We start from the raw sequence: 26,691 nt of genomic DNA on the forward strand, positions 1-26,691 counted from the left end.
GAGAAGTTGCCCCGAGAGAGGCGCCGGGAGGTGCTGATGCGGGTGCGTCCGATCCTTGAGAACTCAACAGCGTGCACTTGTCATATGCCAAATTATCCTCGTCGGGTCTTTGACCTGGTGAGAATTCCTTTGGATCAATTTTGAATGTCAGCAATGATGTTCGTTTTTTGGTCATGATTGAACTCGCTGCGGATTGACCGTTTTTCCCGGTTGTTCGTGGCAATCGTTTTTTACGGAGAGTTTGATCCTGGCTCAGGATGAACGCTGGCGGCGTGCTTAACACATGCAAGTCGAACGATGAACTCCAGCTTGCTGGGGGGATTAGTGGCGAACGGGTGAGTAACACGTGAGCAACCTGCCCTGGACTCTGGGATAAGCGCTGGAAACGGTGTCTAATACTGGATATGAGCTTTCACCGCATGGTGGGGGTTGGAAAGATTTTTCGGTTCAGGATGGGCTCGCGGCCTATCAGCTTGTTGGTGAGGTAATGGCTTACCAAGGCGTCGACGGGTAGCCGGCCTGAGAGGGTGACCGGCCACACTGGGACTGAGACACGGCCCAGACTCCTACGGGAGGCAGCAGTGGGGAATATTGCACAATGGGCGGAAGCCTGATGCAGCAACGCCGCGTGAGGGATGACGGCCTTCGGGTTGTAAACCTCTTTTAGCAGGGAAGAAGCGTGAGTGACGGTACCTGCAGAAAAAGCGCCGGCTAACTACGTGCCAGCAGCCGCGGTAATACGTAGGGCGCAAGCGTTATCCGGAATTATTGGGCGTAAAGAGCTCGTAGGCGGTTTGTCGCGTCTGCTGTGAAATCCCGAGGCTCAACCTCGGGTCTGCAGTGGGTACGGGCAGACTAGAGTGCGGTAGGGGAGATTGGAATTCCTGGTGTAGCGGTGGAATGCGCAGATATCAGGAGGAACACCGATGGCGAAGGCAGATCTCTGGGCCGTAACTGACGCTGAGGAGCGAAAGGGTGGGGAGCAAACAGGCTTAGATACCCTGGTAGTCCACCCCGTAAACGTTGGGAACTAGTTGTGGGGTCCTTTCCACGGATTCCGTGACGCAGCTAACGCATTAAGTTCCCCGCCTGGGGAGTACGGCCGCAAGGCTAAAACTCAAAGGAATTGACGGGGACCCGCACAAGCGGCGGAGCATGCGGATTAATTCGATGCAACGCGAAGAACCTTACCAAGGCTTGACATATACCGGAAACGGCCAGAGATGGTCGCCCCGCAAGGTCGGTATACAGGTGGTGCATGGTTGTCGTCAGCTCGTGTCGTGAGATGTTGGGTTAAGTCCCGCAACGAGCGCAACCCTCGTTCTATGTTGCCAGCACGTAATGGTGGGAACTCATGGGATACTGCCGGGGTCAACTCGGAGGAAGGTGGGGATGACGTCAAATCATCATGCCCCTTATGTCTTGGGCTTCACGCATGCTACAATGGCCGGTACAAAGGGCTGCGATACCGTAAGGTGGAGCGAATCCCAAAAAGCCGGTCCCAGTTCGGATTGAGGTCTGCAACTCGACCTCATGAAGTCGGAGTCGCTAGTAATCGCAGATCAGCAACGCTGCGGTGAATACGTTCCCGGGTCTTGTACACACCGCCCGTCAAGTCATGAAAGTCGGTAACACCTGAAGCCGGTGGCCCAACCCTTGTGGAGGGAGCCGTCGAAGGTGGGATCGGTAATTAGGACTAAGTCGTAACAAGGTAGCCGTACCGGAAGGTGCGGCTGGATCACCTCCTTTCTAAGGAGCACTGCGGTTCTTCGGGACCGACAGAGCCGGATTCGGGACGAATGTTCCCGACCGGAGCTCATGGGTGGAACATATTGACAAGGCGCTCATCGTGTCTTCTGGATCTCAGTACGCTGCTTCGGCGGTGGGAACGGGTTCGGGGGATGGGGTGGGCGCGTGCACGTTGTTGGGTCCTGAGGGACCGGGCACCGGGTCGTCTCCTTGTGGGGCGGGTTCGGTTTCGGTACTTCTACAGGCCTCGTTGGCTGGTGGCTGTTGCTGCCGGGTGGTGGGGTGCTGTTCGTACTTTGAGAACTACACAGTGGACGCGAGCATCTTAAAGATGGCGACCTTTCGGGGTTGTCATCCATAAATTGATCGATAGATCAGCTCATGTGATTTCAAGTCTTTAAGAGCAAACGGTGGATGCCTTGGCATCTGGAGCCGAAGAAGGACGTAGCAATCTGCGATAAGCCTCGGGGAGTTGATAAGCGAGCTTTGATCCGAGGATGTCCGAATGGGGAAACCCCGCCAGGCGTTTGTGCGACCTGGTGACTCCCGCCTGAATATATAGGGCGGGTAGAGGGAACGCGGGGAAGTGAAACATCTCAGTACCCGCAGGAAGAGAAAACAACCGTGATTCCGTGAGTAGTGGCGAGCGAAACCGGAAGAGGCTAAACCTATTGTGTGTGATATCCGGCAGGAGTTGCATGGTGGGGGTTGTGGGACGTTTCTGATCATTCTGCCGAGTGGTCGACGTGACGCGAGCGTATAGGCGAACGGTCTTGAAAGGCCGGCCATAGTGGGTGCCAGCCCCGTAGCCGAAATGCGTGACCGGCGTGAGATGTATCCCAAGTAGCACGGGGCCCGAGAAATCCCGTGTGAATCTGTCAGGACCACCTGATAAGCCTAAATACTCCCAGATGACCGATAGCGGACAAGTACCGTGAGGGAAAGGTGAAAAGTACCCCGGGAGGGGAGTGAAATAGTACCTGAAACCGTTTGCTTACAAACCGTTGGAGCACCCCTGGTAGGTGTGACAGCGTGCCTTTTGAAGAATGAGCCTGCGAGTTAGCGATACGTGGCGAGGTTAACCCGTGTGGGGTAGCCGTAGCGAAAGCGAGTCTGAATAGGGCGATTCAGTCGCGTGTCCTAGACCCGAAGCGAAGTGATCTATCCATGGCCAGGCTGAAGCGACGGTAAGACGTCGTGGAGGGCCGAACCCACTTAGGTTGAAAACTGAGGGGATGAGCTGTGGATAGGGGTGAAAGGCCAATCAAACTTCGTGATAGCTGGTTCTCTCCGAAATGCATTTAGGTGCAGCGTTGCGTGTTTCTTGCCGGAGGTAGAGCTACTGGATGGCCGATGGGCCCCACCAGGTTACTGACGTCAGCCAAACTCCGAATGCCGGTAAGTGAGAGCGCAGCAGTGAGACTGTGGGGGATAAGCTTCATAGTCGAGAGGGAAACAACCCAGACCACCAACTAAGGTCCCTAAGCGCGTGCTAAGTGGGAAAGGATGTGGAGTTGCTCTGACAACCAGGAGGTTGGCTTAGAAGCAGCCACCCTTGAAAGAGTGCGTAATAGCTCACTGGTCAAGTGATTCCGCGCCGACAATGTAACGGGGCTCAAGCACGCCACCGAAGTTGTGGCATTGACATTAGTGGTAGGCCTTCGTGGTCCAGCCGTGTTGATGGGTAGGAGAGCGTCGTGTGCCGGGTGAAGCGGCGGGGTGACCCAGCCGTGGACGGCACACGAGTGAGAATGCAGGCATGAGTAGCGAAAGACGTGTGAGAAACACGTCCTCCGAAAGACCAAGGGTTCCAGGGTCAAGCTAATCTGCCCTGGGTAAGTCGGGACCTAAGGCGAGGCCGACAGGCGTAGTCGATGGACAACGGGTTGATATTCCCGTACCGGCGAAGAACCGCCCAAACCAATCCAGTGGTGCTAAGTGTCTGAATCCCTTTGACGGATCCCTTCGGGGTGAAGCGTTGGGCCTAGCACACGACCCCATGCTGAGGCGGTTAGCGTATTAACAGGTGTGACGCAGGAAGGTAGCCCAAGCCAGGCGATGGTTGTCCTGGTGCAAGTGCGTAGGCCGACTCCTAGGCAAATCCGGGAGTCATACAGGCTGAGACACGATGCGGATGAAAAGTGGGTGATCCTATGCTGCCAAGAAAAGCATCGACGCGAGGTTCCAGCCGCCCGTACCCCAAACCGACTCAGGTGGTCAGGTAGAGAATACCAAGGAGATCGAGAGAATCGTGGTTAAGGAACTCGGCAAAATGCCCCCGTAACTTCGGGAGAAGGGGGGCCTTCGACGTATTAGGACTTGCTCCGAAAGCGTTTGGAGGCCGCAGAGACTAGTGGGTAGCGACTGTTTACTAAAAACACAGGTCCGTGCCAAGTCGCAAGACGATGTATACGGACTGACGCCTGCCCGGTGCTGGAAGGTTAAGAGGAGCGGTCAGCCGCAAGGCGAAGCTGCGAATTTAAGCCCCAGTAAACGGCGGTGGTAACTATAACCATCCTAAGGTAGCGAAATTCCTTGTCGGGTAAGTTCCGACCTGCACGAATGGCGTAACGACTTCCCAACTGTCTCAACCGCGAACTCGGCGAAATTGCATTACGAGTAAAGATGCTCGTTACGCGCAGCAGGACGGAAAGACCCCGTGACCTTTACTACAGCTTGGTATTGGTGTTCGGTGTGGCTTGTGTAGGATAGGTGGGAGACTGTGAAGCGTGGACGCCAGTTCACGTGGAGTCATTGTTGAAATACCACTCTGGTCACTCTGGATATCTAACTTCGAACCGTAATCCGGTTCAGGGACAGTGCCTGGTGGGTAGTTTAACTGGGGCGGTTGCCTCCCAAAAAGTAACGGAGGCGCCCAAAGGTTCCCTCAACCTGGTTGGCAATCAGGTGGCGAGTGTAAGTGCACAAGGGAGCTTGACTGTGAGACTGACAGGTCGAGCAGGGACGAAAGTCGGGACTAGTGATCCGGCAGTGGCTTGTGGAAGCGCTGTCGCTCAACGGATAAAAGGTACCTCGGGGATAACAGGCTGATCTTGCCCAAGAGTCCATATCGACGGCATGGTTTGGCACCTCGATGTCGGCTCGTCGCATCCTGGGGCTGGAGTAGGTCCCAAGGGTTGGGCTGTTCGCCCATTAAAGCGGTACGCGAGCTGGGTTTAGAACGTCGTGAGACAGTTCGGTCCCTATCCGCTGCGCGCGTAGGAAGTTTGAGAGGATCTGACCCTAGTACGAGAGGACCGGGTTGGACGAACCTCTGGTGTGCCAGTTGTACTGCCAAGTGCACCGCTGGTTAGCTACGTTCGGGATGGATAACCGCTGAAAGCATCTAAGCGGGAAGCCGGCCTCAAGATGAGACTTCCATACCCCTTGCGGGTGAGAGGCTCCCAGCCAGACTACTGGGTTGATAGGCCAGATGTGGAAGCACGGTAACGTGTGCAGCTGACTGGTACTAATAAGCCGATGACTTGATAACACCCCTTTTTGAGCTTTGCTCGCGTCCACTGAGTGGTTCTCGATGTACGAACACCGAGAACACAACAAAACACGAACTTTCACGTTGTGAACTTGTTTGAAACATCAATAGTGTTTCGGCGGCCATAGCGAGAGGGAAACGCCCGGTCCCATTCCGAACCCGGAAGCTAAGCCTCTCAGCGCCGATGGTACTGCAGGGGCGACCCTGTGGGAGAGTAGGACACCGCCGGACTTCTTCCGAGAAATGGCCACCCAAAGCTGGGTGGCCATTTTTCGTTGATCGAGTCTTAGAGAGGGGCCAGGATGGCCGAGCAGAACGATAGCCGTGACGGGTCGGAACGACCGAGGAAGACGCGCTATACCTCCGCAGACTCAGGGGATCGTCGCGCGAAGCGCGATTCCCCGCGCGACCACGGCTCGAACCGCGGTCACGGCGGCGGCGCCCCGCGCCATGACAACCGCTCGAGCGACCGCGGCGGCTACGGCGAGCGCGGCAGCTCGGCACATCAGCATCCGCGCCACGACGATGGCCAGCGCCGCTCCTCCGGCGAGCGCTCGTACGACCGCAAGCCGTACGGCGACCGGAATCAGGGGGAGCGTCGCCCGTACGGCGACCGCCCGCAGGGCGACCGGAAGCCTTATGGTGACCGTTCGCACGGTGAAGGCCGCGCCTACAACGACCGGAAGCCGTATGGCGACCGGAATCAGGGTGAGCGTCGCTCGTACGGGGATCGTCCGCAGCACGACCGCAGGCCTTATGGCGACCGCCCGCAGCAAGACCGGAAGCCGTACGGCGACCGGAGCCAGGGTGAGCGTCGTCCGTATGGCGACCGCCCGCAGCACGACCGCAAGCCGTATGGCGACCGGGATCAGGGTGAGCGTCGTTCGTACGGCGACCGCCCGCAGCACGACCGCAAGCCTTATGGCGACCGGAATCAGGGTGAGCGTCGCTCGTACGGGGATCGTCCGCAGTACGACCGCAAGCCCTATGGTGACCGCCCGCAGCAGGACCGGAAGCCGTATGGCGACCGGGATCAGGGTGAGCGTCGTCCGTATAGTGATCGTCCGCAGCATGACCGGAAGCCCTATGGTGACCGTTCGCACGGTGAAGGCCGCGCCTACAACGACCGGAAGCCGTATGGTGACCGGAGCCAGGGTGAGCGTCGCCCGTACGGGGATCGTCCGCAGCAGGACCGGAAGCCGTATGGCGACCGCCCGCAGCAGGACCGGAAGCCGTATGGCGACCGGGATCAAGGTGAGCGTCGTCCGTATAGTGATCGTCCGCAGCCTGACCGGAAGCCCTATGGTGACCGTTCGCACGGCGAGGGCCGCACCTACAGCGACCGGAAGCCGTATGGGGACCGGAGCCAGGGTGAGCGTCGTCCGTATGGCGACCGCCCGCAGCACGACCGGAAGCCGTATGGGGACCGGAGCCAGGGTGAGCGTCGCCCGTACGGGGATCGTCCGCAGTACGACCGGAAGCCCCACGGCGACCGTCGCCATGACGACCGGAGCGAGGACCGCGCATCGCGGCCGCCGCAGTCGTCGGAGCGCCGCATCCCGGCGCCCGACCTGCCCGACGACATCACGCCGCGGGATCTGAACGCCGCCGCGCGCAACGAGCTGAAGACCCTCAGCAAGGAGAACGCCGAGGCGGTCGCACGCCACCTGGCGATGGCGGCGATTCTGATCGACGAGGACCCGGCGCTCGCGCACGAGCACGCACTCGCCGCGAGCCGGCGAGCCGGCCGAGTGGCCGTCGTCCGCGAGACCGTCGCGATCACCGCGTATGCGGTCGAGGACTATGCGCTCGCGCTCCGTGAGCTCCGCACCTACCGTCGGATCTCCGGCAAGGACGATCAGATCGCCCTCATCGTCGACAGCGAGCGCGGCATGGGCCGACCCGACCGCGCGATCGAGGAGGGTCGCAGCGTCGACCGCTCGACGCTGCCCGCGGCGGTGCGCGTCGACCTGGCGATCGCCCTCTCCGGCGCCCGTCTCGACCTCGGTGAGACCGAGCGCGCGCTGATCGAGCTCGACATCCCCGAGCTCGACCCCGACCGGGCCTTCGAATGGAGCCCCGCCCTGTTCTCCGCCCGCGCCGCGGTGCTCGACGAGCTCGGCCGCACGGAAGAGGCCGCGGAGTGGCAGCGCCGCGCCGTCATCGCGGCTGAGGCTCTGGATGCGGCCTCGGGCTTCGAAGAGGGCGCCGACGAGGTCGTCTACGTCGAAGAGCTCGAGGAAGACGACGACGTCGACGACGCCTTCCTCGGCGAAGACGACGAGGACGAGTTCACCGACTCTCTCGCGGACGCCGATCCCGACGTCGATGACGCGGATGGTGCGGACACGGACGAGGCCGACGACGCCGCGGAAGACGCGGGCGCCGACGAGACTGCCGACGAATCCGACGGTGACGCCGACGCAGAGACCTTCGACGCGCACGATGCCGACGACGAGTCGGAGAATCCTCAGGCGGCGGACGCCGAGGCCGAGCGCGAGGCGGACGTGGACTGATGGCGCTGTTCGGGCGGGAGCGGGAACGGACCCCGCTCGACGGCGTGGACACAGTGCTCGCCGACCTCGACGGTGTCGTGTACTCCGGCCCGGGCGCCCTTCCGCACGCCGTCGAGAGCCTCAACGCGGCCGCGCGCACGCGCCGGCTCGGCTTCATCACGAACAACGCGTCGCGGACCGATGCCACGGTCGCCGCGCACTTGCGCGAGCTCGGCCTCCACACCGAGCCGACCGATATCGTCACGAGTCCGCAGGCCGCTGTGCGGCTGCTGTCGACGATGGTCTCTGCGGGCTCCACGGTCCTTGTCGTGGGCGGCGCGGGGCTCGTCGACGAACTCGAGAAGGCCGGGTTCGTCGTCACGCGGTCGGCTGACGACCAGCCCGCCGCCGTCGTGCAGGGCTTCGCTCCCGAGGTCGGCTGGACGCAGCTGGCCGAGGCCGCATTCGCATTGAAAGTGCCCGTCGAGGAGGGCGGCATCCCCTGGATCGCCACCAACACCGACTGGACGATTCCGCAGGCCCGCGGGATCGCGCCGGGAAACGGCACGCTCGTCTCCGCGGTGCACACCGCCGTCGGCCGACTCGCGACCGTCGCGGGCAAGCCGGAGACCCCCATCTTCGAGGAGGCGATCGCGCGGTTCGGGTCGCAGCATCCCTTCTTCATCGGCGACCGCCTGGACACCGACATCCTCGGCGCGCAGCGGGCCGGCATCCCGTCAGCCCTGGTGCTGACCGGGATCGACCGGCCGAAGCACGTACTCGCCGCACCGCCCGACTCGCGGCCGACGTACATTCTCGAGGATCTCCGCCAGCTCGACCAGCCGTACCCGCGCACGACCATCAAGGGCGACACGGTCTCGGTGCGCGGTGCGAGCGTGCGCGTGGACGGCGCGGACCTCGTGATCGAGTCCGAGGGGCGCGAGCCGATCGATCTCGTCCGGGCCGGCGCGGCCGCGATCTGGAACTCTGGACGCGCGATCTTCGGGTTCCGGGTGCCCGAGCGGCTGTACGCCGACCCGTTCTTCCGCCCCTGATCAGGCGTGACAAGGTCATAGCCAGGGCATAGGCTTCGGGCATGCCCGTGATCGTGTCGCTGCTGATGGTCGCGCTCCTCATCTTCGCGCTCGTCGACGCGATCATGCGCCCCGATGAGGACGTGCGCTTCCTGCCGAAGATCGCCTGGGTCATCATCATCATCCTCATGCCGCTGTTGGGCAGCGTGCTGTGGTTCACGATCGGGCGCGTGTACGGGCCTCCGCGGCCGGCGCCGTGGCGCGAGCACACCGACCGGGCAGCGGTTCGCACGACGCAGGCCGCACCGCCGAGCGTCGCCGATCCGCGCGCTGCCGACCCGCGCTCCACCGAGCAGCAGATCGCCGACCTCGACCGCGAGATCGAGGAATGGCGGCTGCGGGCCGAGGTCGAGAAGCGCAGGCAACAGGGCGGGTCCGCGGACGGCGGATAATGGAAGCATGGCGCGGTCCGGCTACAGCGCGATCTCGAGCTACTCGCGGGTGACGATCCTCCACCTGCTGCAGGAGCGACCGCGGCGATCCATCAGCGAGTTGTGTGCGGCGACCGATCTGCACGCGAACACTGTACGCGAGCACCTCCAGCGTCTCGGCGAGGCCGGCTACGTCGTCGCCGAGACCGAGCGGCGCACGACGCGCGGCCGGCCCCGTGTGCTCTACAGCGCGGCGACGGGGGAGGATGCCGCATCCAGCGCCGTCGCCCGTGACCGCGTGCGCGCGGCCGCCGAACGCGGCGATCTGATGCGTCGCGTCATCCCCGACTCCGACGGCGGAGCGCTCTCCGAGGACGCCGTGCACCAGCTCGACGCGCTCATCGACGACCTCGGCTCGGACGGGTTCGACCCCGTCGTGGACGAGAGGGCGCTGACGGTCGACCTGTCGCCGTGCTCGTACGCGGCGTCCCAGCCCGAACAGCGCGGGCGCCTGTGCTCCGTACACCTCGGGCTCATGCAGGGCGTGCTGACGGAGGCAGGCGGGCCGCTCGTCGTCGACGGAATGCTGCCCGCATGCGACCCGACGCAGTGCATCGTGCAGCTCGCATCCCGCTGACCCTTTATTCACGGCCCGACGGTGGGCGCCCCGAGAGCGCGTCTGTGTAGCGTGAAGGGGAAGAGAACCTTCGCGAACGGAGGCGCTGTCCATGGACCTTCTCGACCCGCTCATCCTTGCGCGGTGGCAGTTCGGCCTGACGACCCTGTACCACTTCATCTTCGTGCCGCTCACGATCGGCATGGGGTTGATCGTCGCGATCTTCCAGACCGCCTGGTACCGGACGGCGCACGTGCGCTGGCTGCAGCTGACGCGGTTCTTCGGGAAGATCTTCCTCATCAACTTCGCGATGGGCGTGGTCACCGGCATCGTCCAGGAGTTCCAGTTCGGCATGAACTGGTCCGACTACTCGCGGTTCGTCGGCGACATCTTCGGCGCGCCGCTCGCCTTCGAAGGCCTCCTCGCGTTCTTCCTCGAGGCGACCTTCCTCGGCCTGTGGATCTTCGGGTGGGACAAACTGCCGCGTCTCGCCCATCTCGCGACGATCTGGATCGCATGGATCGGCGCGACCCTGTCTGCGTACTTCATCCTCGCGGCGAACGCGTGGATGCAGAACCCCGTCGGCTACAAGATGGCCGCCGACGGATCGCGAGCTGAGCTCGTCGACTTCTGGGCGGTGCTCACGAACAGAGTCGCCCTCGCGACCTTCCCGCACACGATGTTCGCGGCGTTCATGTTCGCCGCCGCCGTCGTCATCGCCGCTGCCGCCTGGCACCTCGCGCGCGGTCAGCACGTCGACATCATGCGGCCCGCGCTGCGCTTCGGGATGTGGGGGATGATCGTCGCGTTCGCCGGCGTCTTCCTCGCCGGCGACCAACTGGGCCTGCAGATGGTCGCCACGCAGCCGATGAAGATGGCCGCCGCGGAGGCGCTCTACAACTCCGCATGCGGGGCGAACGCATCCTTCTCGATCTTCTCGCTGGGCACGCCGGACGGGACGAGCGAGATCTTCTCGATCCGCGTGCCGTACCTCCTCGCCCTGCTCTCCACCCACTCGTTCGACGGGTGCGTCGAGGGCATCAACGACCTGAACAGCCTCTACCAGACGAAGTTCGCGAGCTTCGGCATCGACCAGTTCACGCCCATCATCTGGGTCACGTACTGGGCGTTCCGCTGGATGATCGGCCTCGGCGCACTCGCCGCGCTGATCTCCGTCGTGGGGCTGTGGCTCACGCGCAAGAGCGCGAAGCGCCCTGTGCCGCAGTGGGCATGGCGGGTGGCGATCTGGTCGGCGCCGCTCCCGCTTCTCGCGAGCCTCGTCGGCTGGATCTTCACGGAGATGGGCCGCCAGCCCTGGATCGTCTTCAGCCTCATGCTGACGCGCAACGGCGTCTCGCCGAACGTACCCGGCTGGCAGGTGCTCATCTCGCTCGTCGCCTTCAGCGCGATCTACATCGCGCTGGCGATCGTCGAGTTCGGGCTCATCCTGCGGACCGTCCGCAAGGGGCCGGAACCCGTGCCCGAGCCGGGCGAGGGGCATCCATCCGAGACCGCCCTCGAAGACACGCCCACGACGGTGTACTAGGAGAACGCCATGGACCTCGCACACCTCTGGTTCTGGATCGTCGGCATCCTGTTCATCGGGTACTTCGTGCTCGACGGCTTCGACTTCGGCGTCGGGATGTCGCTGCCATTCCTCGCGAAGGACGACGTCGGCCGCCGCCAGATCATCAACACGATCGGTCCCGTGTGGGACCTCAATGAGACGTGGGTCATCGTCGCCGGGGCCTGCCTGTTCGCCGCATTCCCCGAGTGGTATGCGACGCTGTTCAGCGGCTTCTACCTGGCGCTGCTGCTCATCATCCTGGCGCTGATCCTCCGCGGCGTGTCGTTCGAGTACCGGCACCAGCGCGACTCGCTGCGCTGGAAGGCGGGCTTCGACACGATGATCGTCGTCGGATCGGCCGTGCCGGCGCTCCTGTGGGGCGTCGCGTTCGCGAACATCGTGCAGGGCGTGCCGATGGATGCGCACCACAACTTCACCGGGACGCTCCTGACGCTGCTGAACCCGTACGGGCTGCTGGGCGGGCTCACCACGCTGCTGCTGTTCTTCACGCACGGCATCTACTTCGTCGCGCTGAAGACGGACGGCGAAGTGCGCGAGAAGGCACGGCGCCTCGCGACGCGCTCCGGCATCCTCACCGTCGTCGTGGCCGCCGCGTTCCTCCTCTGGACGATCGTCATGACCGCGGACAAGGGCGCGCCCCTGCTCGGCCTCACGATCGCGTGCGCGGTCGTCGCCGCGGTCGCCCTCATCGTCTCGGTGATGGCGAACCTCCGCGGGCGAGAGGGCTGGGCGTTCGCGGACGGGGCGGTGACCGTGGCCTTCGCGGTGCTGACGCTCTGGACGGCCCTGTACCCGTTCGTCATGCCGTCGTCGACGGATCTCGCGCACAGCCTCACGATCGAGAACGCGTCGAGCACGCCGTACACGCTGACGATCATGTCGTGGGCCGCGCTCGTCTTCCTGCCGCTCGCGATGGGCTACCAGGCCTGGACGTACTGGGTGTTCCGCCGTCGCGTCTCGCGCTCGCGGATCGAGAAAGCCGTCGCGGCGGGGGCGCACTGATCACGTCCGCGACACACGTGGAGCGAAGGATGCGGGGTCCCGTCGACCCGCGGCTGCTGCGGGTCGCCTCGGCTTCGCGCGCGTTCCTGCTCGCCTCGGCGGGGATCACCGTCATCCAGACCGCGATCCTCGTCGGGTTCGCCTGGCTGCTGACCCGTGCGCTCGTGGGCGCGATCGACGGGGAGCCCGTCGCCCGCCTCTGGCCGTTCGTCGGTCTCGCTCTTCTTCTCGTGCTCGCCCGGGGTGCGCTCGCGGCTCTCGCCGAGCGGGTGTCCGCGCGCGGGGCGGCCCAGGCGTCGCGGCAGCTGCGGTCCGCCCTCGTGGATGCCGTCGGACGGCTCGGACCCGGGTGGCTCGCGCGGCGCAACGCGGCGTCGATCGCGCTCACCGCCGGTCACGGGCTCGAGGCGCTCGACGCGTACTTCGGCCGGTATCTGCCGCAGCTGGTCGCGACCGTGATCACGATGCCCGTGGTCGTCGTCGCGATCTTCGCCGCGGACCCGGTGTCGGGCCTGATCGTGCTCGTCACGCTGCCGCTCATCCCGCTGTTCATGGTGCTCATCGGCCTCGCCACCCGCAGCGTGCAGCGGCGGCAGTTCGACACGCTGACGCAGCTCGCAGCCCGATTCGCCGACACCGTCGGCGGGCTCGGCACGCTCAAGGTGTTCGGCCGCGAGTGGCGGGCCGCGGCATCCATCGGCGACGTCACCAGACGCTACGCGCGCGAGACGATGTCGGTCCTGCGGGTCTCGTTCCTGTCCGGGTTCGCGCTGGAATTCCTCGCGAGCATCTCCGTCGCGATCGTCGCAGTCACGATCGGGCTGCGGCTCCTGGACGGCGGGCTCGATCTCACCATCGGCCTGTTCGTGCTGCTGCTCGCGCCGGAGGCGTACCTGCCGCTCCGACAGGTCGGCGTCCAGTTCCACGCGGCGGCGGAGGGCGCGGCCGCGACCGACGACATCTTCGAGGTGCTGGATGCCGCGCGCGAAGCGCCGGTCCGCGACTCTGTCGTCCGGGGCGTCTCCGAAGGAGTCCTGCTCGCCGCGCAGGGGCTCGAGATCCGGAGGGGTCCCCACCTGATCGGCCCCATCGACCTCGCCGTCTCCGCGGGACGGATCGTGCTCCTCGAAGGACCGAGCGGAGCGGGCAAGTCGTCGGTGCTCGCGGCGCTCCTCGGCTTCGTCGAGTACCGCGGCACCGTCGAGACCTCGGCGGCGTCGGCCCGGGATGCGATCGCGTGGAGCGGGCAGCGTCCGGGGCTCGTCGAGGGGAGCGTGCTCGAGAACATCGCCCTGGGTGCTGTTCGCCCCGATGAGGAGCTCGCCGCACAGTGCCTGCGGGACGCGCAGGCATCCCGCATCCCTCTCGATCGCGCCCTCGGTCCCGGCGGCGCAGGACTCTCCGGAGGCCAGGCGCAGCGGGTGGCCGTAGCACGCGCCCTGTACCGACTGCGATCGACGGCTGCTTGCGTCCTCGTGCTCGACGAGCCGTCGAGCGCTCTGGACGCCGAGATCGAGGCGGCGCTGTGGCGGACGCTGCGCGCGGTGGCGGAAGACGGGGCCGGCGTCCTGCTCGTCTCGCACCGGACCTCGGCGCGGGCGATCGCCGATGAGATCGTCCGGATGCCGCCGGCGAGGGTGGAGGCCGCGGCATGAGCGCCCTCGACGCGCAGACGCGGGGCGTGCTCCGCTCTGCCCAGCCGCCGCTGCGCAGGTTCTGGCCCGCGCTCGTCACCGGATTCGGGACGGCAGGCAGCGCCATCGCCCTCCTGGCGGCGAGCGCGTGGCTCATCGCGCGTGCGGCGGAGCAGCCCGCACTGATGTATCTGTCCGCGGTCATCGTCGCCGTGCGTGCATTCGCGCTCTCGCGCGGTGCGTTCCGGTACCTCGAACGGCTGACCGGGCACGACGCCACCCTGCACCGGCTCGCCGACGTGCGCGCGGGGCTCGTGCGCCGGCTCGTGCCGCTCGCGCCCGACGGCGTCCGCGAAGGGCAGGGCTCGCTGCAGTCGAACCTCGTCGACGATGTGGACGCGCTGCAGCAGCTGCCGCTGCGCGTCGTGCAGCCCCTCGCGGTCGCCGGGCTGGCGGGCATCGCGAGCGTCGCCTTCGTCGCCTTCCTCTCGCCGCCTGCAGCTCTCGCGCTCGCGTTGTGCCTCGCGGTGGCGTTCGCGCTCGCGGTCTGGGTCGGGTGGGCTGTCGGCGCCCGGGCGGAGCGTGCGCTCGCGCCCCTGCGGGCACGACTCGCGGGTGCCCTCATGGACGAGCTCACCTCCCTCGACGTGCTGGTGGCGTACGGAGCGACGGATGCGGCGGCCCGCCGCATCCAGGACGCCGACGACGCCCTGCGCGCCGCGAGCGTCCGGCGCGCGACGGCGCAGGGTCTCACGGCGGGCGCCGTGTCGGCGATGGCGGGTCTGGCATCCCTCCTCGCCCTGGTCGTCGCCGCGCCGCACCTCGGCCAGGGCGGATTCACCGGGCCTGCGCTCGCGGTCGTCGTGCTGGTGCCGATGGCGGTGTTCGAGGTGTTCGGACCGGTTCCGCTCGCGCTCGCCTCGTGGCGCGAGGTGCGCGGCGCCGCGCAGCGCATCGCCGAGGTGGTGCCGGACACCGTCCCTGCGGAGCTCCCGCGCGACGAGCCGGAGCCGATCGGTGTCGCGCCGGCGCTCGGCGATGGACTCGTGCTGCGCGGCGTCGGAGCGCAGTGGCCGTCACGGGCGGGCTCCTCCACCGAGGAGACTTCGCGGCTGCGTGAGGTCGACCTGCACGTGCGTCCCGGCGAGCGCATCCTGGTGACGGGGCCGAGCGGTGCGGGGAAGACGACCCTCGCGCACGTGCTCGTGCGATTCCTCGAGTGCACGGGCTCGTACACGATCGGGGGCGTCGACGCGCGTTCGATCGCGGGAGCCGATCTGCGGCTGACTGTCGGGCTGTGCGAGCAGTCGCCGTATCTGTTCGACGAGTCGATCCGGCAGAATCTGCTCTTCGCGCGGGATACGTCGACCGATGCCGACCTGTGGGCGGTGCTCGCCCGGGTCGGGCTCGATGGCTGGACGCAGGCGCGCGGCGGGCTCGACGCCCGTGTCGGCGATCGCGGCGCGGCCGTCTCCGGCGGGCAGGCTCAGCGTCTCGCCCTTGCCCGCGCGCTCCTCGCGGACTTCCCGGTCGTCGTGCTCGACGAGCCGACGGCCGGGGTGGACCCGGCTGCGTCCGACGCCCTCCTCACGGACCTCCTGGCGGCGACGCGTGACCGGACCGTCGTGCTGATCTCGCACGTCGAGGTCCCGCCGGGGCTCGTCGACCGCGAGATCCGCATCGAGGAGGGCCGCCTGACCGGGTGACGGTGTCGGACGCCCGGCGTACCGTCGCGCGCATGGAGGTCATCGAGTGGATGCGTGACTCCGGCCCCGAGCTGCGCTGACGGAGGTCAGGACAGTGTGCTCTTCCAGCCGAGAGCGGGGGCGACGAGCTCCGCGAACGACTGGACGATGTGGAGGTTGTACTCGACGCCCAGCTGGCTCGGGATCGTGAGCATGAGGGTGTCCGCCGTGCGGATGGCGGCGTCATCCAGGAGCTGTTCGATCAGGACGTCGGGCTCGGCGGCGTACGTGCGCCCGAAGGTCGACCGCATTCCGTCGATGTATCCGACGCCCTCACTGTCGGCGCGCCCGAAGTACAGGGCATCCTGCGAGGTCGTGATCGGGAAGATGCTGCGGCTCACCGACGTGCGCGGCTCGCCGGGGTGTCCGGCCTCGCGCCACGCAGCGCGGAACGCGTCGATCTGCTGCGCCTGAAGTTCGTCGAACGGGATGCCGCGGTCTTCGGTGAGGAGCGTCGACGACATGAGGTTGACGCCCATCCGCCCCGCCCACTCGGCGCTGTCGCGGTTGCCCGCGCCCCACCAGATGCGCGAGCGCAGCCCGGGCGAATGCGGTTCGATGCGCTGCATCCCGCGTGCTCCGCCGCCGAACGCGCTCGTCGCGTCGCGCTCCGCGAGTCCCTCGCCCTCGATCGCGCGCAGGAACGTCGAGAAGTGCTCGCGGGCGATGTCGGCGCCGCGCGGGTCCTCGGAGCCCGTGTAGCCGAACGCCTCGTAGCCGCGGACGACCGTCTCGGGTGACCCGCGGCTCACGCCGAGCGCGAGTCGCCCGTCGCTGATGAGGTCGACGGCCCCCGCCTCCTCGGCGAGATACAACGGGTTCTCGTACCGCATGTCGATGACTCCGGTGCCGATCTCGATGCGCTGCGTGCGCGCGGCGATCGCGGAGAGCAGCGGCATGGGCGACGCCTGCTGCCGGGCGAAGTGGTGCACGCGGAAGTACACGCCGTTGACGCCGAGGTCGTCCATACCCTGTGCGAGGTCGATCGCCTGGTGCAGCGAGTCGCGTGCGGTGAGCTCGCGGCCGCCGCCCAGGGGGCCGTAATGTCCGAACGAGAGGGTTCCGAAGCGCTCCATGTCGCGTGCAACCCTACTCGCGGGGTGTGTATTCCGGTGCATGGATACGAGGTTGATATCGCCAAGAGGGCGTGGCGTTACGGGAGTGAAGTCTGGTATTGATGTATACGGCAGTGCGCAGTGAGGTGCCTGTCGCCCGTATCCACCCGAGGATCGAGGTCGTCATGAATGGACGGTATGCGGCTCTCAGCGCCGCCGGAGCAGCGGTCGGGATGACCGTCGCACTACTCGCGGGGTCGTCGGCGCTCGCCGCACCTCACGGCGCGAAGAAGTCGCCGCCGCCCGCGCCGTCGGCCTCGTACTCCTGTGCGACGTTCTCGGGGCTCACGCTCGCCCAGCAGAGCGTCTCCTACAACGGTGTCGCCCTCCGCGCGGGACAGACGATCACGGCGAACGTCGGACCGCTTCCTTCCACCTACGGCATCGATCTGACGTCGACGCTGGGCTCGACATTCTCGTTCTGGGCGGCGCCCGTGTCCAGCGGACTCGCGTTCCGCGCACCCGCGGATGGTGTCTACAACTTCGGGTGGTCGATCGACACCGGGGGTCAAGGGCTCGGCACAACCGTGCCTACGTGGCGTTTCGCCTGCAGCTGACGCGGTGACGCGCCCGACGCGCGGCTGACGGCAATCGCTCAGCCCGCGTCGAGTCGGGCGAGGAGATCCACGGCGGCGCGCGTGTAGTCGTCGATCCAGCGGTCGTGGATGCGCTTGATCGGCAGAGGTGCGAGCGACAGGTGGCGCTCGCGACCGACGCGGCGGCCCGTGACGAGATCGGCGCTCTCGAGCACGCGCAGGTGCTGCAGGACCGTCGTGCGGTCGAGCTCGACGAACAATCCGCACAGTTCGCCCGTCGTCCGCGGGGACTGTTTCAAGGCGTCCAGCATGCGCCGGCGCACGGCGGACGCGAGCGCCTTGAAGACGCGGTCGTCGGCGTCGTCCTGGGCGGGGTTGACCGCATCCACCATCATGTTGTAAAAATACAACATGAATGAGACCAGCGAGCTCACCGAGCTGTCTTTCACCGTGTCCGGGCGTGTCGCACGCCCGATCGCGGAGGTCTTCGAGGCCGTCGCCGACCCGGCGCAGCTCTCCCACTACTTCACGACCGGCGGCGCGCGCGGCCGGCTCGAGGCCGGAGCCGACGTGTCGTGGGACTTCGCCGACTTCCCTGGACGCTTCCCGGTGGAGGTCGTCGAGTCCGATCCGCCGCGTCGGATCGTCATCCGATGGGACGGGCAGGAGGCGGCGACAGCCGACGGGCGGACCACGACCGTCTTCGCGTTCGAGCCCATCGACGACGGCGCGCGCACGCTCGTGACCATCACGGAGACGTCGTGGCGTGCGACGGGTGCCGGTGCCAAGAGCGCATTCGGCAACTGCGAGGGCTGGACGGGGATGCTCGCGGCGCTGAAGATGTGGGTGGAGCACGGCGTCAACCTGCGCGAGGGGTTCTACAAATAGGCGCGCGATGGGCCGGGCGGTGCGGCGCGTGCGCAATTGTTGAGATGTGACCATCCAGACGATCGACGCGCGCCTCATCGGCGGACCGACTCTTCAGCTCCGGTACGTGGGCCTCAACATCCTCACCGATCCCACGTTCGACGAGCCCGGCGCGTATCCCGGCGGTGCGACGCTCTACAAGACCAGAGGCCCGGCGGTCAGCAGCGACGAGGTCGGGCGGGCCGACCTCGTGCTCCTCTCGCACGACCAGCACTTCGACAACCTCGACCACTCGGGACGCGCCCTGCTCCAGGAGTCCGGCGTCGTCCTGTCGACGCCCGACGCGGCGGAGCGCATCCCCGGTGTCATCGGGCTGACGCCGTGGCAGACGATCTCGGTCGGCGATGTCCACGTCACCGCGGTTCCTGCGCTGCACGGTCCGGAGGGCGCCGAGGCGCTCAGCGGCGTCGTCACGGGTTTCGTACTGCGCGCCGCGGATGCTCCCGTCGTCTATGTCTCGGGTGACAACGCGTCGGTCGACCTCGTCAGCGAGATCGCCGATCGCGTCCCGGACATCGATGTCGCTATCCTGTTCGCGGGCGCCGCCAACGTCGGCCGATTCGGTGACATCGATCTGACCCTCAACGCGCGCACGGCCGTCCAGACCGCGCAGCGTCTGGGAGAGGCGCGCATCGTCGTCGTCCACGCGGAGGACTGGGAGCACTTCAGCGAGACCCCCGAGCGCCTCGCCACGCAGTTCCGACGCGCTGGTCTCACCGACCGCCTCACCATCCCGGTGCGAGGCGAGTGGTTCGCGATCGGCTGAGCGGGAAGACCGCATCCGTCCTACGCTCGTGACGTGACCGTCACACTCACGCGCGAAGAGGCGCGACGCATCGTCGTGCGCGCCCAGCTGCTGGATGCCGATCGCCCCGGCGACGTGGTCGAGGTGTCCGAGCAGCTCGGGTACGTCAAGATCGACCCCACCGCGACGATCGCGCCGTGCGAGCACACCGTGCTGTGGTCGCGGATCGGGTGGTCGTACGAGGCCGCGCAGCTGAAGAAGGCCGCGGAGATCGATCGTCAGCTGTTCGAGCTCGACGGTGCATTCCGTCCGATGAGCCTGCTGCCGCTCATGCGTCCCGGGATGCGGGCGTTCCCGAAGCGCGAGAGCTCGAAGAAGTGGCTCGAGGCCAATGACCGATTCCGACGCGAAGTGCTCGCGCGGCTCACGGCGGAAGGACCGCTCCTGGCGAGCGACATCCCCGACACGGCGCAGGTGTCACGCGCCCCGGACGGCTGGTCGGGGTCCAACCAGACCCTGACGATGCTCGACTTCCTGCTGCGCCAGGGCGCGGTGGCGGTCGTCGGGCGCGAGGGCCGCCATCGACGGTGGGATCTCGCCGAGCGCGTCTACCCGAAGGACCTGCCCCACTACGACGCCGAAGAAGCCGGCCGCCTTCTCGAGGAGCGGCGCCTGCAGGCATCCGGCATCGCCCGGCCGCACTGGTACTGGACCGGCGTCGGGAAGACGACGGGCGAGGCGGTCGTCATCGAGGGCGTCAAGACGAAGTACCGGGTCGACCCGGAGGCGCTCGCGGCGCTCGAGGATGACCCGGGCGGGCGCGTCGCATTCCTGAACCCGTATGACAGCCTGCTGTTCGACCGTCGGCGACTCGAGGAGCTCTTCGAGTTCACGTACGTGCTCGAGCAGTTCAAGCCGAAGGCGCAGCGCCGATACGGGTTCTTCGCCCATCCGATCCTTCTCGGCGACCGTTTCATCGGGATGCTCGACGCCGAGGTGGACCGCACGCAGGACGTGCTGCGGGTGAACGCGGTGCACGAGTTCCTCCCGTGGGAACAGGAGGAGCAGGAGATGGTGCGCGCCGAGATCGCTGATCTCGCCGAGTGGCTGGGAGTGTCCGTTATCGGCCTCGCGTGAGGCGTTCAGACGCTGGGCAGCTCCATCTGGGCGAGGCGCGGGCCGGCGTAGGCGTCGATCTCGGCGATGCGATCGCCGCGGACGTGGAACGCGATGAGCGACAGGATGCGGCCGCCGACGACCACGAGCACGCCGGGGAGGCCATCCACCACCACCGGGCGCAGGATGGCGAGCGGGTTTGCGAACATCAGCGCCCGGCCCGCGACGGCCTGCGCACCGCGCACGATGACCGTGGCGGAGGCGACGCCGTCGGAGCGCAGCAGCACATCCGGCGCGAGCGCTTCGACGAGCCGGTCGAAGTCGCCGTCGCGGGCGGCGGCGAAGAAGGCGTCGACGACACGACGGCCGCCGGCATCCCTCCCGTTTCGCGCAGGGGTCTCCTGACGCACGCGACGCCTGCCGCGGCTGGCGAGCTGGCGGGCGGAGTCGGGGGAGCGCTCCAGGAGCTCGCCGATCTGCTCGAAGGGCACGTCGAACGTGTCGTGCAGGACGAAAGCGACGCGCTCGGCCGGGCTCAGCCGGTCGAGCACCAGCAGGAGCGCCGTCTCGACCGCGTCGGAGAGCTGTGCGGTCGCGGCCGGGTCGCCCGCCTCGCCGACCGCCTCGACGAACGGCTCGGGAAGTTCGTCGTCGTACTCCGCTTCGGCGCGCGTCGCGCGGGCGCGCAGCATGTTCAGGCACACGCGGGAGGTGATGGTCGTGAGCCAGCCGGCGAAGTTCTCGACATCGTCGTCGCCCGCGAGGGCGACGCGCAGCCACGTCTCCTGCACCGCATCCTCCGCCTCGGCGGCCGAACCCAGCATCCGGTGCGCGAGGCGCGTGAGGCGCGGCCGGTGCTCCTCGAACCGCGTCGCGAGGATTTCTTCGTCGGTCATGTCACATTCCTCCCGTGCCACGGGTCACCTTAGTGACCGCCAGTGACAGCAAGGGTCGAGAGCGGCGAGACACAGGAATGGAATCCCCAGCATGTACGACACGATCGAGAACACCGCCGCCACCACGAACGCAGACGAGATCGTCGACCTCAAGGCGCGGATGCCGCATCCCGCCTTCCTCGTCGAGGGCGCGATGGACGCGCTGGCGGGGTTGTCGAAGTCCGCCCGATCCGCCGGCGTCCCCGAGTCGATCAACCACCTGGTGACGCTCCGCGCCAGCCAGATCAATGGGTGCAGCTGGTGCACGGTCGAGCACGCCGCAGAGCTGCGCGCCGACGGCGCGAGCGAGGCCCGCATCGCCGCGGTCGCGGCGTGGCGTGAGGCGCCCTACTTCACGGCGCGGGAGCGGGCGGCGCTCGCCCTCACCGAGGCGCTGACGCGCTGCGCCGACCGCCCGGACCCCGTGTCGGACGAGCTCTGGGCCGAGGTCTCCGCGCTGTTCGGCAACCGTGAGATCGCCGCTCTGCTCCTGGAGATCGGCGCCATCAACGTGTGGAACCGGCTCAACGCCGCGATCCGCCAGCCTGCCGGGCAGCGGTGACGACAGAACGTGGCGGGGTCGCGCGTGCGGCCCCGCCGATGACGAGAGAGGCGCATGCTGGAATCATGGCGAGATCATTCAGTCACGGTCTGCAGAAGGCGTTCGAGCCGATGGCGATGGCGCTCGCGGGGCGGCGGTGGTTCCCGCTCTACGCGGTGGTCAACCACCGGGGCCGGACGAGCGGGACCGCGTACCGGACGCCGGTCGCCGTCGTTCCGACGACGGATCGGGACACGATCCTCATCGGCCTGCCGTGGGGCACGGGGACGAACTGGGCCAGGAACGTCGTCGCCGCAGGCGGTGCGGATCTCGGGTGGAAGGGACGCACCGTGCGCACGGTCGACGCGCGCATCGTGGATGCCGTCGAGGCGACGGCGCTCACGAAGGGCCCCTTCCGGCCGGTGGTGAAGCGGATGCCCGGCGCCATCGTCCTCCACACCGCGGACTGAGCTCGACGGGGTTCTCCTCCGGCGGCCGAATGCCTGCCTGACCGCGCACGCCCCGCACGGGGCATGCGCGACGTTGGTGTGCAGTTCATGCTTGACATCTCGCCGCACTTCCTTCTACTCTTTATTTAGTTCTAAATAAAGGAGTGAAGTGGCTACTGTGCAGAGGTCTCAGGCGGATGTGAACCGCACCGCCGTCCTGGCGCATCTCGGCGCCCACGGACCCGCGTCGCGTGCCGAGCTCGCGCGGACGCTCGACGTCTCCCCGGCCCTGATCACTCAGCTGTCGAAGGATCTCCTCGCGGACGGGCTGATCGTCGAGCTCCAGGAGGCCACGAGCAGCGGCGGGCGGCCTGCACGCCTCCTCGGTCTGGCCTCTCGCGATGTCGGCGCGGTCGGCGTGAAGGTCGCGCCCGACCACGTCGCTTTCGTAGAAGTCGGCATCGACGGCGTTGTGAAGCGCTCTGACGTCAAGCCGTTCGATGCGGTGTCGCCGCTCGCCACCTCGCACCTGATCGATCTGGTGAAGACGTTCGTCGCAGTGGGCGAGCCTGCTCGGCTGCTCGGGGTCGGTGTCGGTCTGCCCGGGACGGTAGCCCAGCAGGGCCTCGGCATCGTCGACTCGACCCAGCTCGGCTGGAACCAGGTGCCGCTGGGGGAGCAGCTCCGCCGCGCGCTGCAACTGCCCGTCGTCGTCGAGAACAACGTCAACGCGCTGAGCGTCGCCGAGCAGCTCTTCGGCCAGGGGCGCGAGTTCGACGACATCCTCGTCGTCACCGTGGGCAACGGCGTCGGTGCGGGGCTCATCGCCGACGGGTCCATCGTGCGGGGCCGGGCAGGTGGCGCCGGCGACCTGGGACACGTCCCCGTTCGGGAGGACGGACCGCTCTGCCAGTGCGGCAACCGCGGATGTCTCGAGGCCATCATCGGACAGTCGGCGCTCGTCAACGACGCGCGCTCGATCCGGCTGATCGGCGCGGACGAGGGCATCGACGAGCTCCGCGCCCTTGCAGACGGAGGCAACGAGGAGGCGCGGGAGATCTTCGCGCACGCCGGGCACACCTTCGGGCGCGCGCTCGCGGGCGCGGTGAACCTCCTCGACCCCGAAGTGGTCGTGCTCCTCGGCGAGGGCGTCCAGGCGTGGAGCCACTGGGCGCCCGCCTTCGACCAGGCGCTGCGGAGCGCGCTCGTTCCGGGCAAGCGCGGCACGCCGGTCGTCGTCGAGACCTGGCAGGACGACCGGTGGGCGCAGGGCGCTGCCGCGCTGGTGCTGGCCACTCCGTTCGACTCCGACGGCGTCGCCGGCGAGCAGGGCCGTCTCGTCCGCGAGCGGCTGGTCGCATCCATCGAGGCCACATCATGAGCAGCTCGATCGCCCTCCGCGAGGTCGGCGAGCAGCGGGGCGCCACGCCGCCACCGCCGACCACCACACGCCGGCGGCCCGCGGGGCCTCGTGCGAAATACGCGCTCACGGTCGCCGTCTTCCTGCTGCCGAGTCTGGTCCCGCTCCTCGCGTTCGTGATCGGCCCGATGCTCTCTGCGGCGTGGGCGAGCCTGCACTCCTGGAATCTCATCGGCCCGATGAAGTGGGTCGGGCTCGACAACTTCGCGTTCCTGATAACCGACCCCAAGACGCAGCAGGCGTTCCTGCACACCGTCGAGTACATCGTCGGGTACCTGCCGGTGGTCTACTTCGGCGGACTCGCGCTCGCGCTCGCGCTCAACACGAAGCTGCGCGGCCGCTCATGGATGCGAGGCGTCTACTTCCTCCCCGTCATCACGAGCTGGGTCGTCGTGGCCCTCGTGTGGCGGTGGCTGCTGAACCCCGCGACCGGTGTCGTGAACACGGTGCTCGCCTGGTTCGGCATCGAGGGACCGGGCTGGTGGGCCGACCCCGCGTGGGCGATGCCGTCGATCATCCTCGCCTCGGCGTGGAAGGACCTCGGCTTCGTGATGGTGATCCTCCTGGCGGGCCTGCAGGCGATCAACCCCGACCTCTACGAGGCCGCCGAACTCGACGGCGCGGGATGGTGGCGGCGCCTGTTCAGCGTGACGCTGCCGATGCTCTCGCCGTCCACCTTCTTCGTCGTCGTCCTGTCGCTGATCAACGGCTTCCAGGTCTTCGACCAGGTGTACGTCATGACCCGCGGCGGCCCCAACAACTCGACGGAAGTCGTGGTCCAAGAGGTGTACGACCTGACATTCCGGTACGGACAGGCCGGCATGGCGTCCGCACTCTCCTGGCTGCTGTTCCTCGTGATCCTCGTCATCACGCTCGTGCAGTTCTACGGGCAGCGGAAGTGGGTGAACTATGACTGACGCGTCGATCGCCCGCGCCCCGCGGCGACCCCTGGTCGGCAGGATCGCGCTCTACGCGGTGCTCATCGCCGGCGCGCTGATCATGCTGTTCCCGTTCGTGTGGACGGTCGTCACCTCGATCACGCCTGGGGCGTCCCTCACGACGACCCCCAAGCTCATCCCCGACAACCCGTCGCTCTCGCCGTACCTGAACCTCTTCAGCAACGTGCCTTTCGCGCAGGTGATCGTCAACTCGCTCATCATCGCGGTCATCAGCACGGTGCTGCAGCTGATCACGAGCGCGATGGCGGCGTACGTGTTCGCGCGCATGCCGTTCCGCGGGCGGGGAGCGATCTTCATCCTCTACCTCGCGACGATGATGATCCCGTTCCAGGTGCTCATCGTCCCGCTGTTCGCCGAGATGAAGACGCTCGGCCTCATCAACACGTACGCCGGTGCGATCCTCCCCACGATCGCCTCCGCGTTCGGCGTCTTCCTGCTGCGCCAGGCGATGAGCACCGTCCCGTACGACCTCGATCAGGCGGCGACGCTGGACGGCGCCGGGCACTTCCGGATCTTCTTCCAGATCATGCTGCCGCTCGTGCGGCCCGCGCTCGCGACGCTCACCGTCTTCGCGTTCCTCGGCACGTGGAACAGCTTCCTGTGGCCGCTCATCATCCTCCGGGATCCGCTCATGCAGACCCTCCCGGTGGCGCTGTCGAGCCTCCAGGGACAGTACGCGACCCAGTGGGACGTGCTCATGGCGGGCTCCGTCATCAGCATCATCCCGATGTTCGCCCTCTATGTCTTCGCCCAGAAATACATCGTCCAGGGCGTCGCAGGCACGGGCCTGAAGTAAGCCCGTCCACTCTTCATCACACCCGCATCGAAGGAGATCCACTCACATGAAGAAAGCCATCTTCGCCACAGCGGCCGTCGGCGCCCTCGCCGTGGTCGGACTGACCGGCTGCTCGTCGTCCGGCAGCGGTGCCGCCGCCGGCCCGGTCACCATCACCTACTCCAACTTCATCTCGAACGGGGGCAACGAGAAGAACCTCCAGAAGATCGTCGACGCCTTCCAGAAGGCGAACCCCGACATCAAGGTGAAGGTCACGACCACTGCGTACAGCGACTACTTCACGAAGCTGCAGACCGATCTGTCGGCCGGCACGCAGGCGGACGTCTTCGACGTGGATGCGGGCAGCTTCGCCAACATCCAGGCCAACGGAGTTCTCGCTTCGCTGGACGGCGTGAAGTCCTCCGACTACCGCACCTCCGTGCTCGACACCTACAAGGTCGACGGGAAGCAGTACGCCCTGCCCACCTCGTTCTCGAACGTCGTCCTCTTCTACAACAAGGACCTCTTCGACAAGGCCGGCGCGCCGACCCCGACCGACGCGTGGACCTGGGCGGACGAGAAGGCCGCCGCGCAGAAGCTGACGGACAAGAGCGCCGGCGTCTGGGGCGACTACCAGCCGGTCACGTACAACGAGTACTACAAGGCGGTCCAGCAGGCCGGCGGCCAGTTCCTGTCGAAGGACGGCAAGTCCGCGGCGTTCGACTCGGCGGCGGGCAAGACGGCCGCCGACTGGATCGCCGGCAAGTCGGGGACCGTGATGCCGACGAGCGCCGACGGCGCCGGCACGCCGGACTTCGACACCAACCTGTTCAAGGACGGCAAGCTGGCGATGTGGCACACCGGCATCTGGATGTTCGGTCTGCTCGGCCAGCTCCCGTTCAACTGGGACGTCGTCGTCGAACCGGGTGACACGCAGAAGGCGAGCGCCACGTTCTCCAACGCCGTGGTGGTCTCCGACAGCTCGAAGAACAAGGCCGCCGCGCAGAAGTGGGCCGAGTACCTCAGCAGCTCGGACGAGATGGTGAAGGTGCGCCTCGACGCCGGCTGGGAGCTCCCCGCCGTCAGCAACGACGCGCTGCTCAAGCCCTATCTCGAGAAGACCCCGCCGGCGAACCGTCAGGCCGTCTTCGACGCGCTCGAGCACATCGCCGTCGCGCCGCAGCTCGGCACGAATTCGCAGCAGATCCAGGACGACGTGACCAACTCCCTCGGCGAGATCGCCGCAGGTCGCCAGACGACGGCATCCGCCGTCCCGGCGCTGTCGGCGCAGGTCGACTCGCTGCTCAAGTAGTCCGCTCCACCCGTCGTGGGGGGGGGGGGGGGGGGGGGGGCCCCCCCCCCCAAAACAACGCCCCCCCGGGAGGG

General features: G+C 66.8%; 22 protein-coding genes and 3 rRNA genes. 21 read left to right on the forward strand and 4 right to left on the reverse strand.

The window, feature by feature from the left end:
* Positions 1-229: 229 nt before the first annotated feature.
* The 3 genes from QSV35_RS16425 to rrf all read left to right on the forward strand — a co-directional run bounded on the left by QSV35_RS16425 (position 230) and on the right by rrf (position 5,473).
* Positions 230-1,749, forward strand: a 16S ribosomal RNA gene (locus QSV35_RS16425).
* A gap of 387 nt (positions 1,750-2,136) precedes the next feature.
* Positions 2,137-5,242, forward strand: a 23S ribosomal RNA gene (locus QSV35_RS16430).
* A 114-nt stretch (positions 5,243-5,356) separates the two neighbouring features.
* A 5S ribosomal RNA gene (rrf, locus tag QSV35_RS16435) occupies positions 5,357-5,473 on the forward strand.
* The 16S, 23S and 5S rRNA genes sit together here, the layout of an rRNA operon.
* Positions 5,474-5,613: 140 nt before the next feature.
* On the opposite strand, the gene QSV35_RS16440 is transcribed toward rrf, so the two are convergent.
* Entirely contained in the window at positions 5,614-6,909 is a 1,296-nt protein-coding gene (locus QSV35_RS16440) for a hypothetical protein (RefSeq protein WP_286289905.1), read from the reverse strand.
* 6 nt (positions 6,910-6,915) lie between these two features.
* Between QSV35_RS16440 and QSV35_RS16445 the strand changes: the two genes are divergently transcribed.
* The 8 genes from QSV35_RS16445 to cydC all read left to right on the forward strand — a co-directional run bounded on the left by QSV35_RS16445 (position 6,916) and on the right by cydC (position 15,748).
* Positions 6,916-7,758, forward strand: a complete 843-nt coding sequence (locus QSV35_RS16445) for a hypothetical protein (protein WP_286289906.1) — start codon at positions 6,916-6,918, stop codon at positions 7,756-7,758.
* Positions 7,758-8,792 carry an HAD-IIA family hydrolase gene (locus tag QSV35_RS16450; RefSeq protein WP_286289907.1) on the forward strand — a complete coding sequence of 345 codons (1,035 nt, stop codon included), beginning with the start codon at positions 7,758-7,760 and terminating at the stop codon, positions 8,790-8,792. Before QSV35_RS16445 ends, QSV35_RS16450 begins: the two co-directional genes overlap by 1 nt.
* 41 nt (positions 8,793-8,833) lie before the next feature.
* Entirely contained in the window at positions 8,834-9,223 is a 390-nt protein-coding gene (locus tag QSV35_RS16455) for a PLD nuclease N-terminal domain-containing protein (protein WP_286289908.1), read from the forward strand.
* A 7-nt stretch (positions 9,224-9,230) separates the two neighbouring features.
* Positions 9,231-9,839, forward strand: coding sequence for a helix-turn-helix transcriptional regulator (locus tag QSV35_RS16460; protein WP_286289909.1), 609 nt, complete (start codon positions 9,231-9,233; stop codon positions 9,837-9,839).
* Between the two features lie 91 nt (positions 9,840-9,930).
* Complete coding sequence (locus QSV35_RS16465; RefSeq protein WP_286289910.1) at positions 9,931-11,364, forward strand: cytochrome ubiquinol oxidase subunit I; 1,434 nt, start codon at positions 9,931-9,933, stop codon at positions 11,362-11,364.
* 9 nt (positions 11,365-11,373) lie between these two features.
* Positions 11,374-12,408 (forward strand): cytochrome d ubiquinol oxidase subunit II, encoded by a 1,035-nt coding sequence (gene cydB / locus QSV35_RS16470; RefSeq protein WP_286289912.1) that lies wholly within the window; start codon positions 11,374-11,376, stop codon positions 12,406-12,408.
* A 29-nt stretch (positions 12,409-12,437) separates the two neighbouring features.
* Positions 12,438-14,063, forward strand: coding sequence for a thiol reductant ABC exporter subunit CydD (gene cydD / locus QSV35_RS16475; protein ID WP_286289913.1), 1,626 nt, complete (start codon positions 12,438-12,440; stop codon positions 14,061-14,063).
* The gene (cydC, locus tag QSV35_RS16480; protein ID WP_286289914.1) at positions 14,060-15,748 is read left to right on the forward strand and encodes a thiol reductant ABC exporter subunit CydC; all 1,689 of its coding nucleotides are present in this window, start codon (positions 14,060-14,062) and stop codon (positions 15,746-15,748) included. Before cydD ends, cydC begins: the two co-directional genes overlap by 4 nt.
* 86 nt (positions 15,749-15,834) lie before the next feature.
* Here cydC and QSV35_RS16485 read toward each other — a convergent pair whose 3' ends face one another.
* Positions 15,835-16,863, reverse strand: coding sequence for an LLM class flavin-dependent oxidoreductase (locus QSV35_RS16485; protein WP_286289915.1), 1,029 nt, complete (start codon positions 16,861-16,863; stop codon positions 15,835-15,837).
* Positions 16,864-17,075: 212 nt separating this feature from the next.
* Between QSV35_RS16485 and QSV35_RS16490 the strand changes: the two genes are divergently transcribed.
* Positions 17,076-17,459 carry a hypothetical protein gene (locus QSV35_RS16490; RefSeq protein WP_286289916.1) on the forward strand — a complete coding sequence of 128 codons (384 nt, stop codon included), beginning with the start codon at positions 17,076-17,078 and terminating at the stop codon, positions 17,457-17,459.
* A gap of 38 nt (positions 17,460-17,497) precedes the next feature.
* Here the strand turns inward: QSV35_RS16490 and QSV35_RS16495 are convergent, their stop codons facing one another.
* On the reverse strand, positions 17,498-17,833 hold the full coding sequence (locus tag QSV35_RS16495) for an ArsR/SmtB family transcription factor (protein WP_286289917.1): 336 nt from the start codon (positions 17,831-17,833) through the stop codon (positions 17,498-17,500).
* Positions 17,834-17,849: 16 nt separating this feature from the next.
* On the opposite strand from QSV35_RS16495, the gene QSV35_RS16500 reads away from it, so the two are divergent.
* The 3 genes from QSV35_RS16500 to QSV35_RS16510 are packed head-to-tail and all read left to right on the forward strand — an operon-like array spanning position 17,850 to position 20,247.
* A complete protein-coding gene (locus QSV35_RS16500) occupies positions 17,850-18,326 on the forward strand; it encodes an SRPBCC domain-containing protein (protein ID WP_286289918.1) in 477 nt (158 codons plus the stop codon).
* 46 nt (positions 18,327-18,372) lie between these two features.
* Positions 18,373-19,131: an MBL fold metallo-hydrolase gene (locus QSV35_RS16505; protein ID WP_286289919.1), complete on the forward strand. Its 759-nt coding sequence runs from the start codon at positions 18,373-18,375 to the stop codon at positions 19,129-19,131.
* A gap of 33 nt (positions 19,132-19,164) precedes the next feature.
* Positions 19,165-20,247 carry a DNA glycosylase AlkZ-like family protein gene (locus QSV35_RS16510; protein WP_286289920.1) on the forward strand — a complete coding sequence of 361 codons (1,083 nt, stop codon included), beginning with the start codon at positions 19,165-19,167 and terminating at the stop codon, positions 20,245-20,247.
* Between the two features lie 5 nt (positions 20,248-20,252).
* On the opposite strand, the gene QSV35_RS16515 is transcribed toward QSV35_RS16510, so the two are convergent.
* The gene (locus tag QSV35_RS16515; protein WP_286289921.1) at positions 20,253-21,122 is read right to left on the reverse strand and encodes a sigma-70 family RNA polymerase sigma factor; all 870 of its coding nucleotides are present in this window, start codon (positions 21,120-21,122) and stop codon (positions 20,253-20,255) included.
* Positions 21,123-21,213: 91 nt separating this feature from the next.
* On the opposite strand from QSV35_RS16515, the gene QSV35_RS16520 reads away from it, so the two are divergent.
* The 6 genes from QSV35_RS16520 (at position 21,214) to QSV35_RS16545 (ending at position 26,617) form a co-directional block, all read left to right on the forward strand.
* Positions 21,214-21,723 carry a carboxymuconolactone decarboxylase family protein gene (locus QSV35_RS16520; RefSeq protein ID WP_286289922.1) on the forward strand — a complete coding sequence of 170 codons (510 nt, stop codon included), beginning with the start codon at positions 21,214-21,216 and terminating at the stop codon, positions 21,721-21,723.
* Between the two features lie 65 nt (positions 21,724-21,788).
* Complete coding sequence (locus QSV35_RS16525; RefSeq protein ID WP_286289923.1) at positions 21,789-22,172, forward strand: nitroreductase family deazaflavin-dependent oxidoreductase; 384 nt, start codon at positions 21,789-21,791, stop codon at positions 22,170-22,172.
* A 148-nt stretch (positions 22,173-22,320) separates the two neighbouring features.
* A complete protein-coding gene (locus QSV35_RS16530) occupies positions 22,321-23,532 on the forward strand; it encodes an ROK family transcriptional regulator (protein WP_286289924.1) in 1,212 nt (403 codons plus the stop codon).
* A complete protein-coding gene (locus tag QSV35_RS16535) occupies positions 23,529-24,488 on the forward strand; it encodes a carbohydrate ABC transporter permease (RefSeq protein WP_286289925.1) in 960 nt (319 codons plus the stop codon). Before QSV35_RS16530 ends, QSV35_RS16535 begins: the two co-directional genes overlap by 4 nt.
* Positions 24,481-25,326 (forward strand): carbohydrate ABC transporter permease, encoded by an 846-nt coding sequence (locus QSV35_RS16540; protein WP_286289926.1) that lies wholly within the window; start codon positions 24,481-24,483, stop codon positions 25,324-25,326. Before QSV35_RS16535 ends, QSV35_RS16540 begins: the two co-directional genes overlap by 8 nt.
* 46 nt (positions 25,327-25,372) lie before the next feature.
* Positions 25,373-26,617 (forward strand): ABC transporter substrate-binding protein, encoded by a 1,245-nt coding sequence (locus QSV35_RS16545; protein WP_286289927.1) that lies wholly within the window; start codon positions 25,373-25,375, stop codon positions 26,615-26,617.
* Positions 26,618-26,691: the final 74 nt, after the last annotated feature.

The sequence above is a fragment of the Microbacterium candidum genome, assembly GCF_030315975.1.
Classification (GTDB): Bacteria; Actinomycetota; Actinomycetes; order Actinomycetales; family Microbacteriaceae; genus Microbacterium; species Microbacterium candidum.

What these genes read in the sequence shown, in the direction of transcription:
- QSV35_RS16460 (WP_286289909.1), top strand. Translation starts at nt 9,231, where the DNA reads ATGGCGCGGTCCGGCTACAGCGCGATCTCGAGCTACTCGCGGGTGACG.
- QSV35_RS16455 (WP_286289908.1), top strand. Translation starts at nt 8,834, where the DNA reads ATGCCCGTGATCGTGTCGCTGCTGATGGTCGCGCTCCTCATCTTCGCG.
- QSV35_RS16545 (WP_286289927.1), top strand. Translation starts at nt 25,373, where the DNA reads ATGAAGAAAGCCATCTTCGCCACAGCGGCCGTCGGCGCCCTCGCCGTG.
- QSV35_RS16445 (WP_286289906.1), top strand. Translation starts at nt 6,916, where the DNA reads ATGGCGGCGATTCTGATCGACGAGGACCCGGCGCTCGCGCACGAGCAC.
- QSV35_RS16495 (WP_286289917.1), bottom strand. Translation starts at nt 17,833, where the DNA reads ATGATGGTGGATGCGGTCAACCCCGCCCAGGACGACGCCGACGACCGC.
- QSV35_RS16485 (WP_286289915.1), bottom strand. Translation starts at nt 16,863, where the DNA reads ATGGAGCGCTTCGGAACCCTCTCGTTCGGACATTACGGCCCCCTGGGC.
- QSV35_RS16465 (WP_286289910.1), top strand. Translation starts at nt 9,931, where the DNA reads ATGGACCTTCTCGACCCGCTCATCCTTGCGCGGTGGCAGTTCGGCCTG.
- QSV35_RS16500 (WP_286289918.1), top strand. Translation starts at nt 17,850, where the DNA reads ATGAATGAGACCAGCGAGCTCACCGAGCTGTCTTTCACCGTGTCCGGG.
- QSV35_RS16490 (WP_286289916.1), top strand. Translation starts at nt 17,076, where the DNA reads ATGACCGTCGCACTACTCGCGGGGTCGTCGGCGCTCGCCGCACCTCAC.
- cydC (WP_286289914.1), top strand. Translation starts at nt 14,060, where the DNA reads ATGAGCGCCCTCGACGCGCAGACGCGGGGCGTGCTCCGCTCTGCCCAG.
- QSV35_RS16450 (WP_286289907.1), top strand. Translation starts at nt 7,758, where the DNA reads ATGGCGCTGTTCGGGCGGGAGCGGGAACGGACCCCGCTCGACGGCGTG.
- QSV35_RS16525 (WP_286289923.1), top strand. Translation starts at nt 21,789, where the DNA reads ATGGCGAGATCATTCAGTCACGGTCTGCAGAAGGCGTTCGAGCCGATG.
- cydB (WP_286289912.1), top strand. Translation starts at nt 11,374, where the DNA reads ATGGACCTCGCACACCTCTGGTTCTGGATCGTCGGCATCCTGTTCATC.
- QSV35_RS16520 (WP_286289922.1), top strand. Translation starts at nt 21,214, where the DNA reads ATGTACGACACGATCGAGAACACCGCCGCCACCACGAACGCAGACGAG.
- QSV35_RS16515 (WP_286289921.1), bottom strand. Translation starts at nt 21,122, where the DNA reads ATGACCGACGAAGAAATCCTCGCGACGCGGTTCGAGGAGCACCGGCCG.
- cydD (WP_286289913.1), top strand. Translation starts at nt 12,438, where the DNA reads ATGCGGGGTCCCGTCGACCCGCGGCTGCTGCGGGTCGCCTCGGCTTCG.
- QSV35_RS16540 (WP_286289926.1), top strand. Translation starts at nt 24,481, where the DNA reads ATGACTGACGCGTCGATCGCCCGCGCCCCGCGGCGACCCCTGGTCGGC.
- QSV35_RS16535 (WP_286289925.1), top strand. Translation starts at nt 23,529, where the DNA reads ATGAGCAGCTCGATCGCCCTCCGCGAGGTCGGCGAGCAGCGGGGCGCC.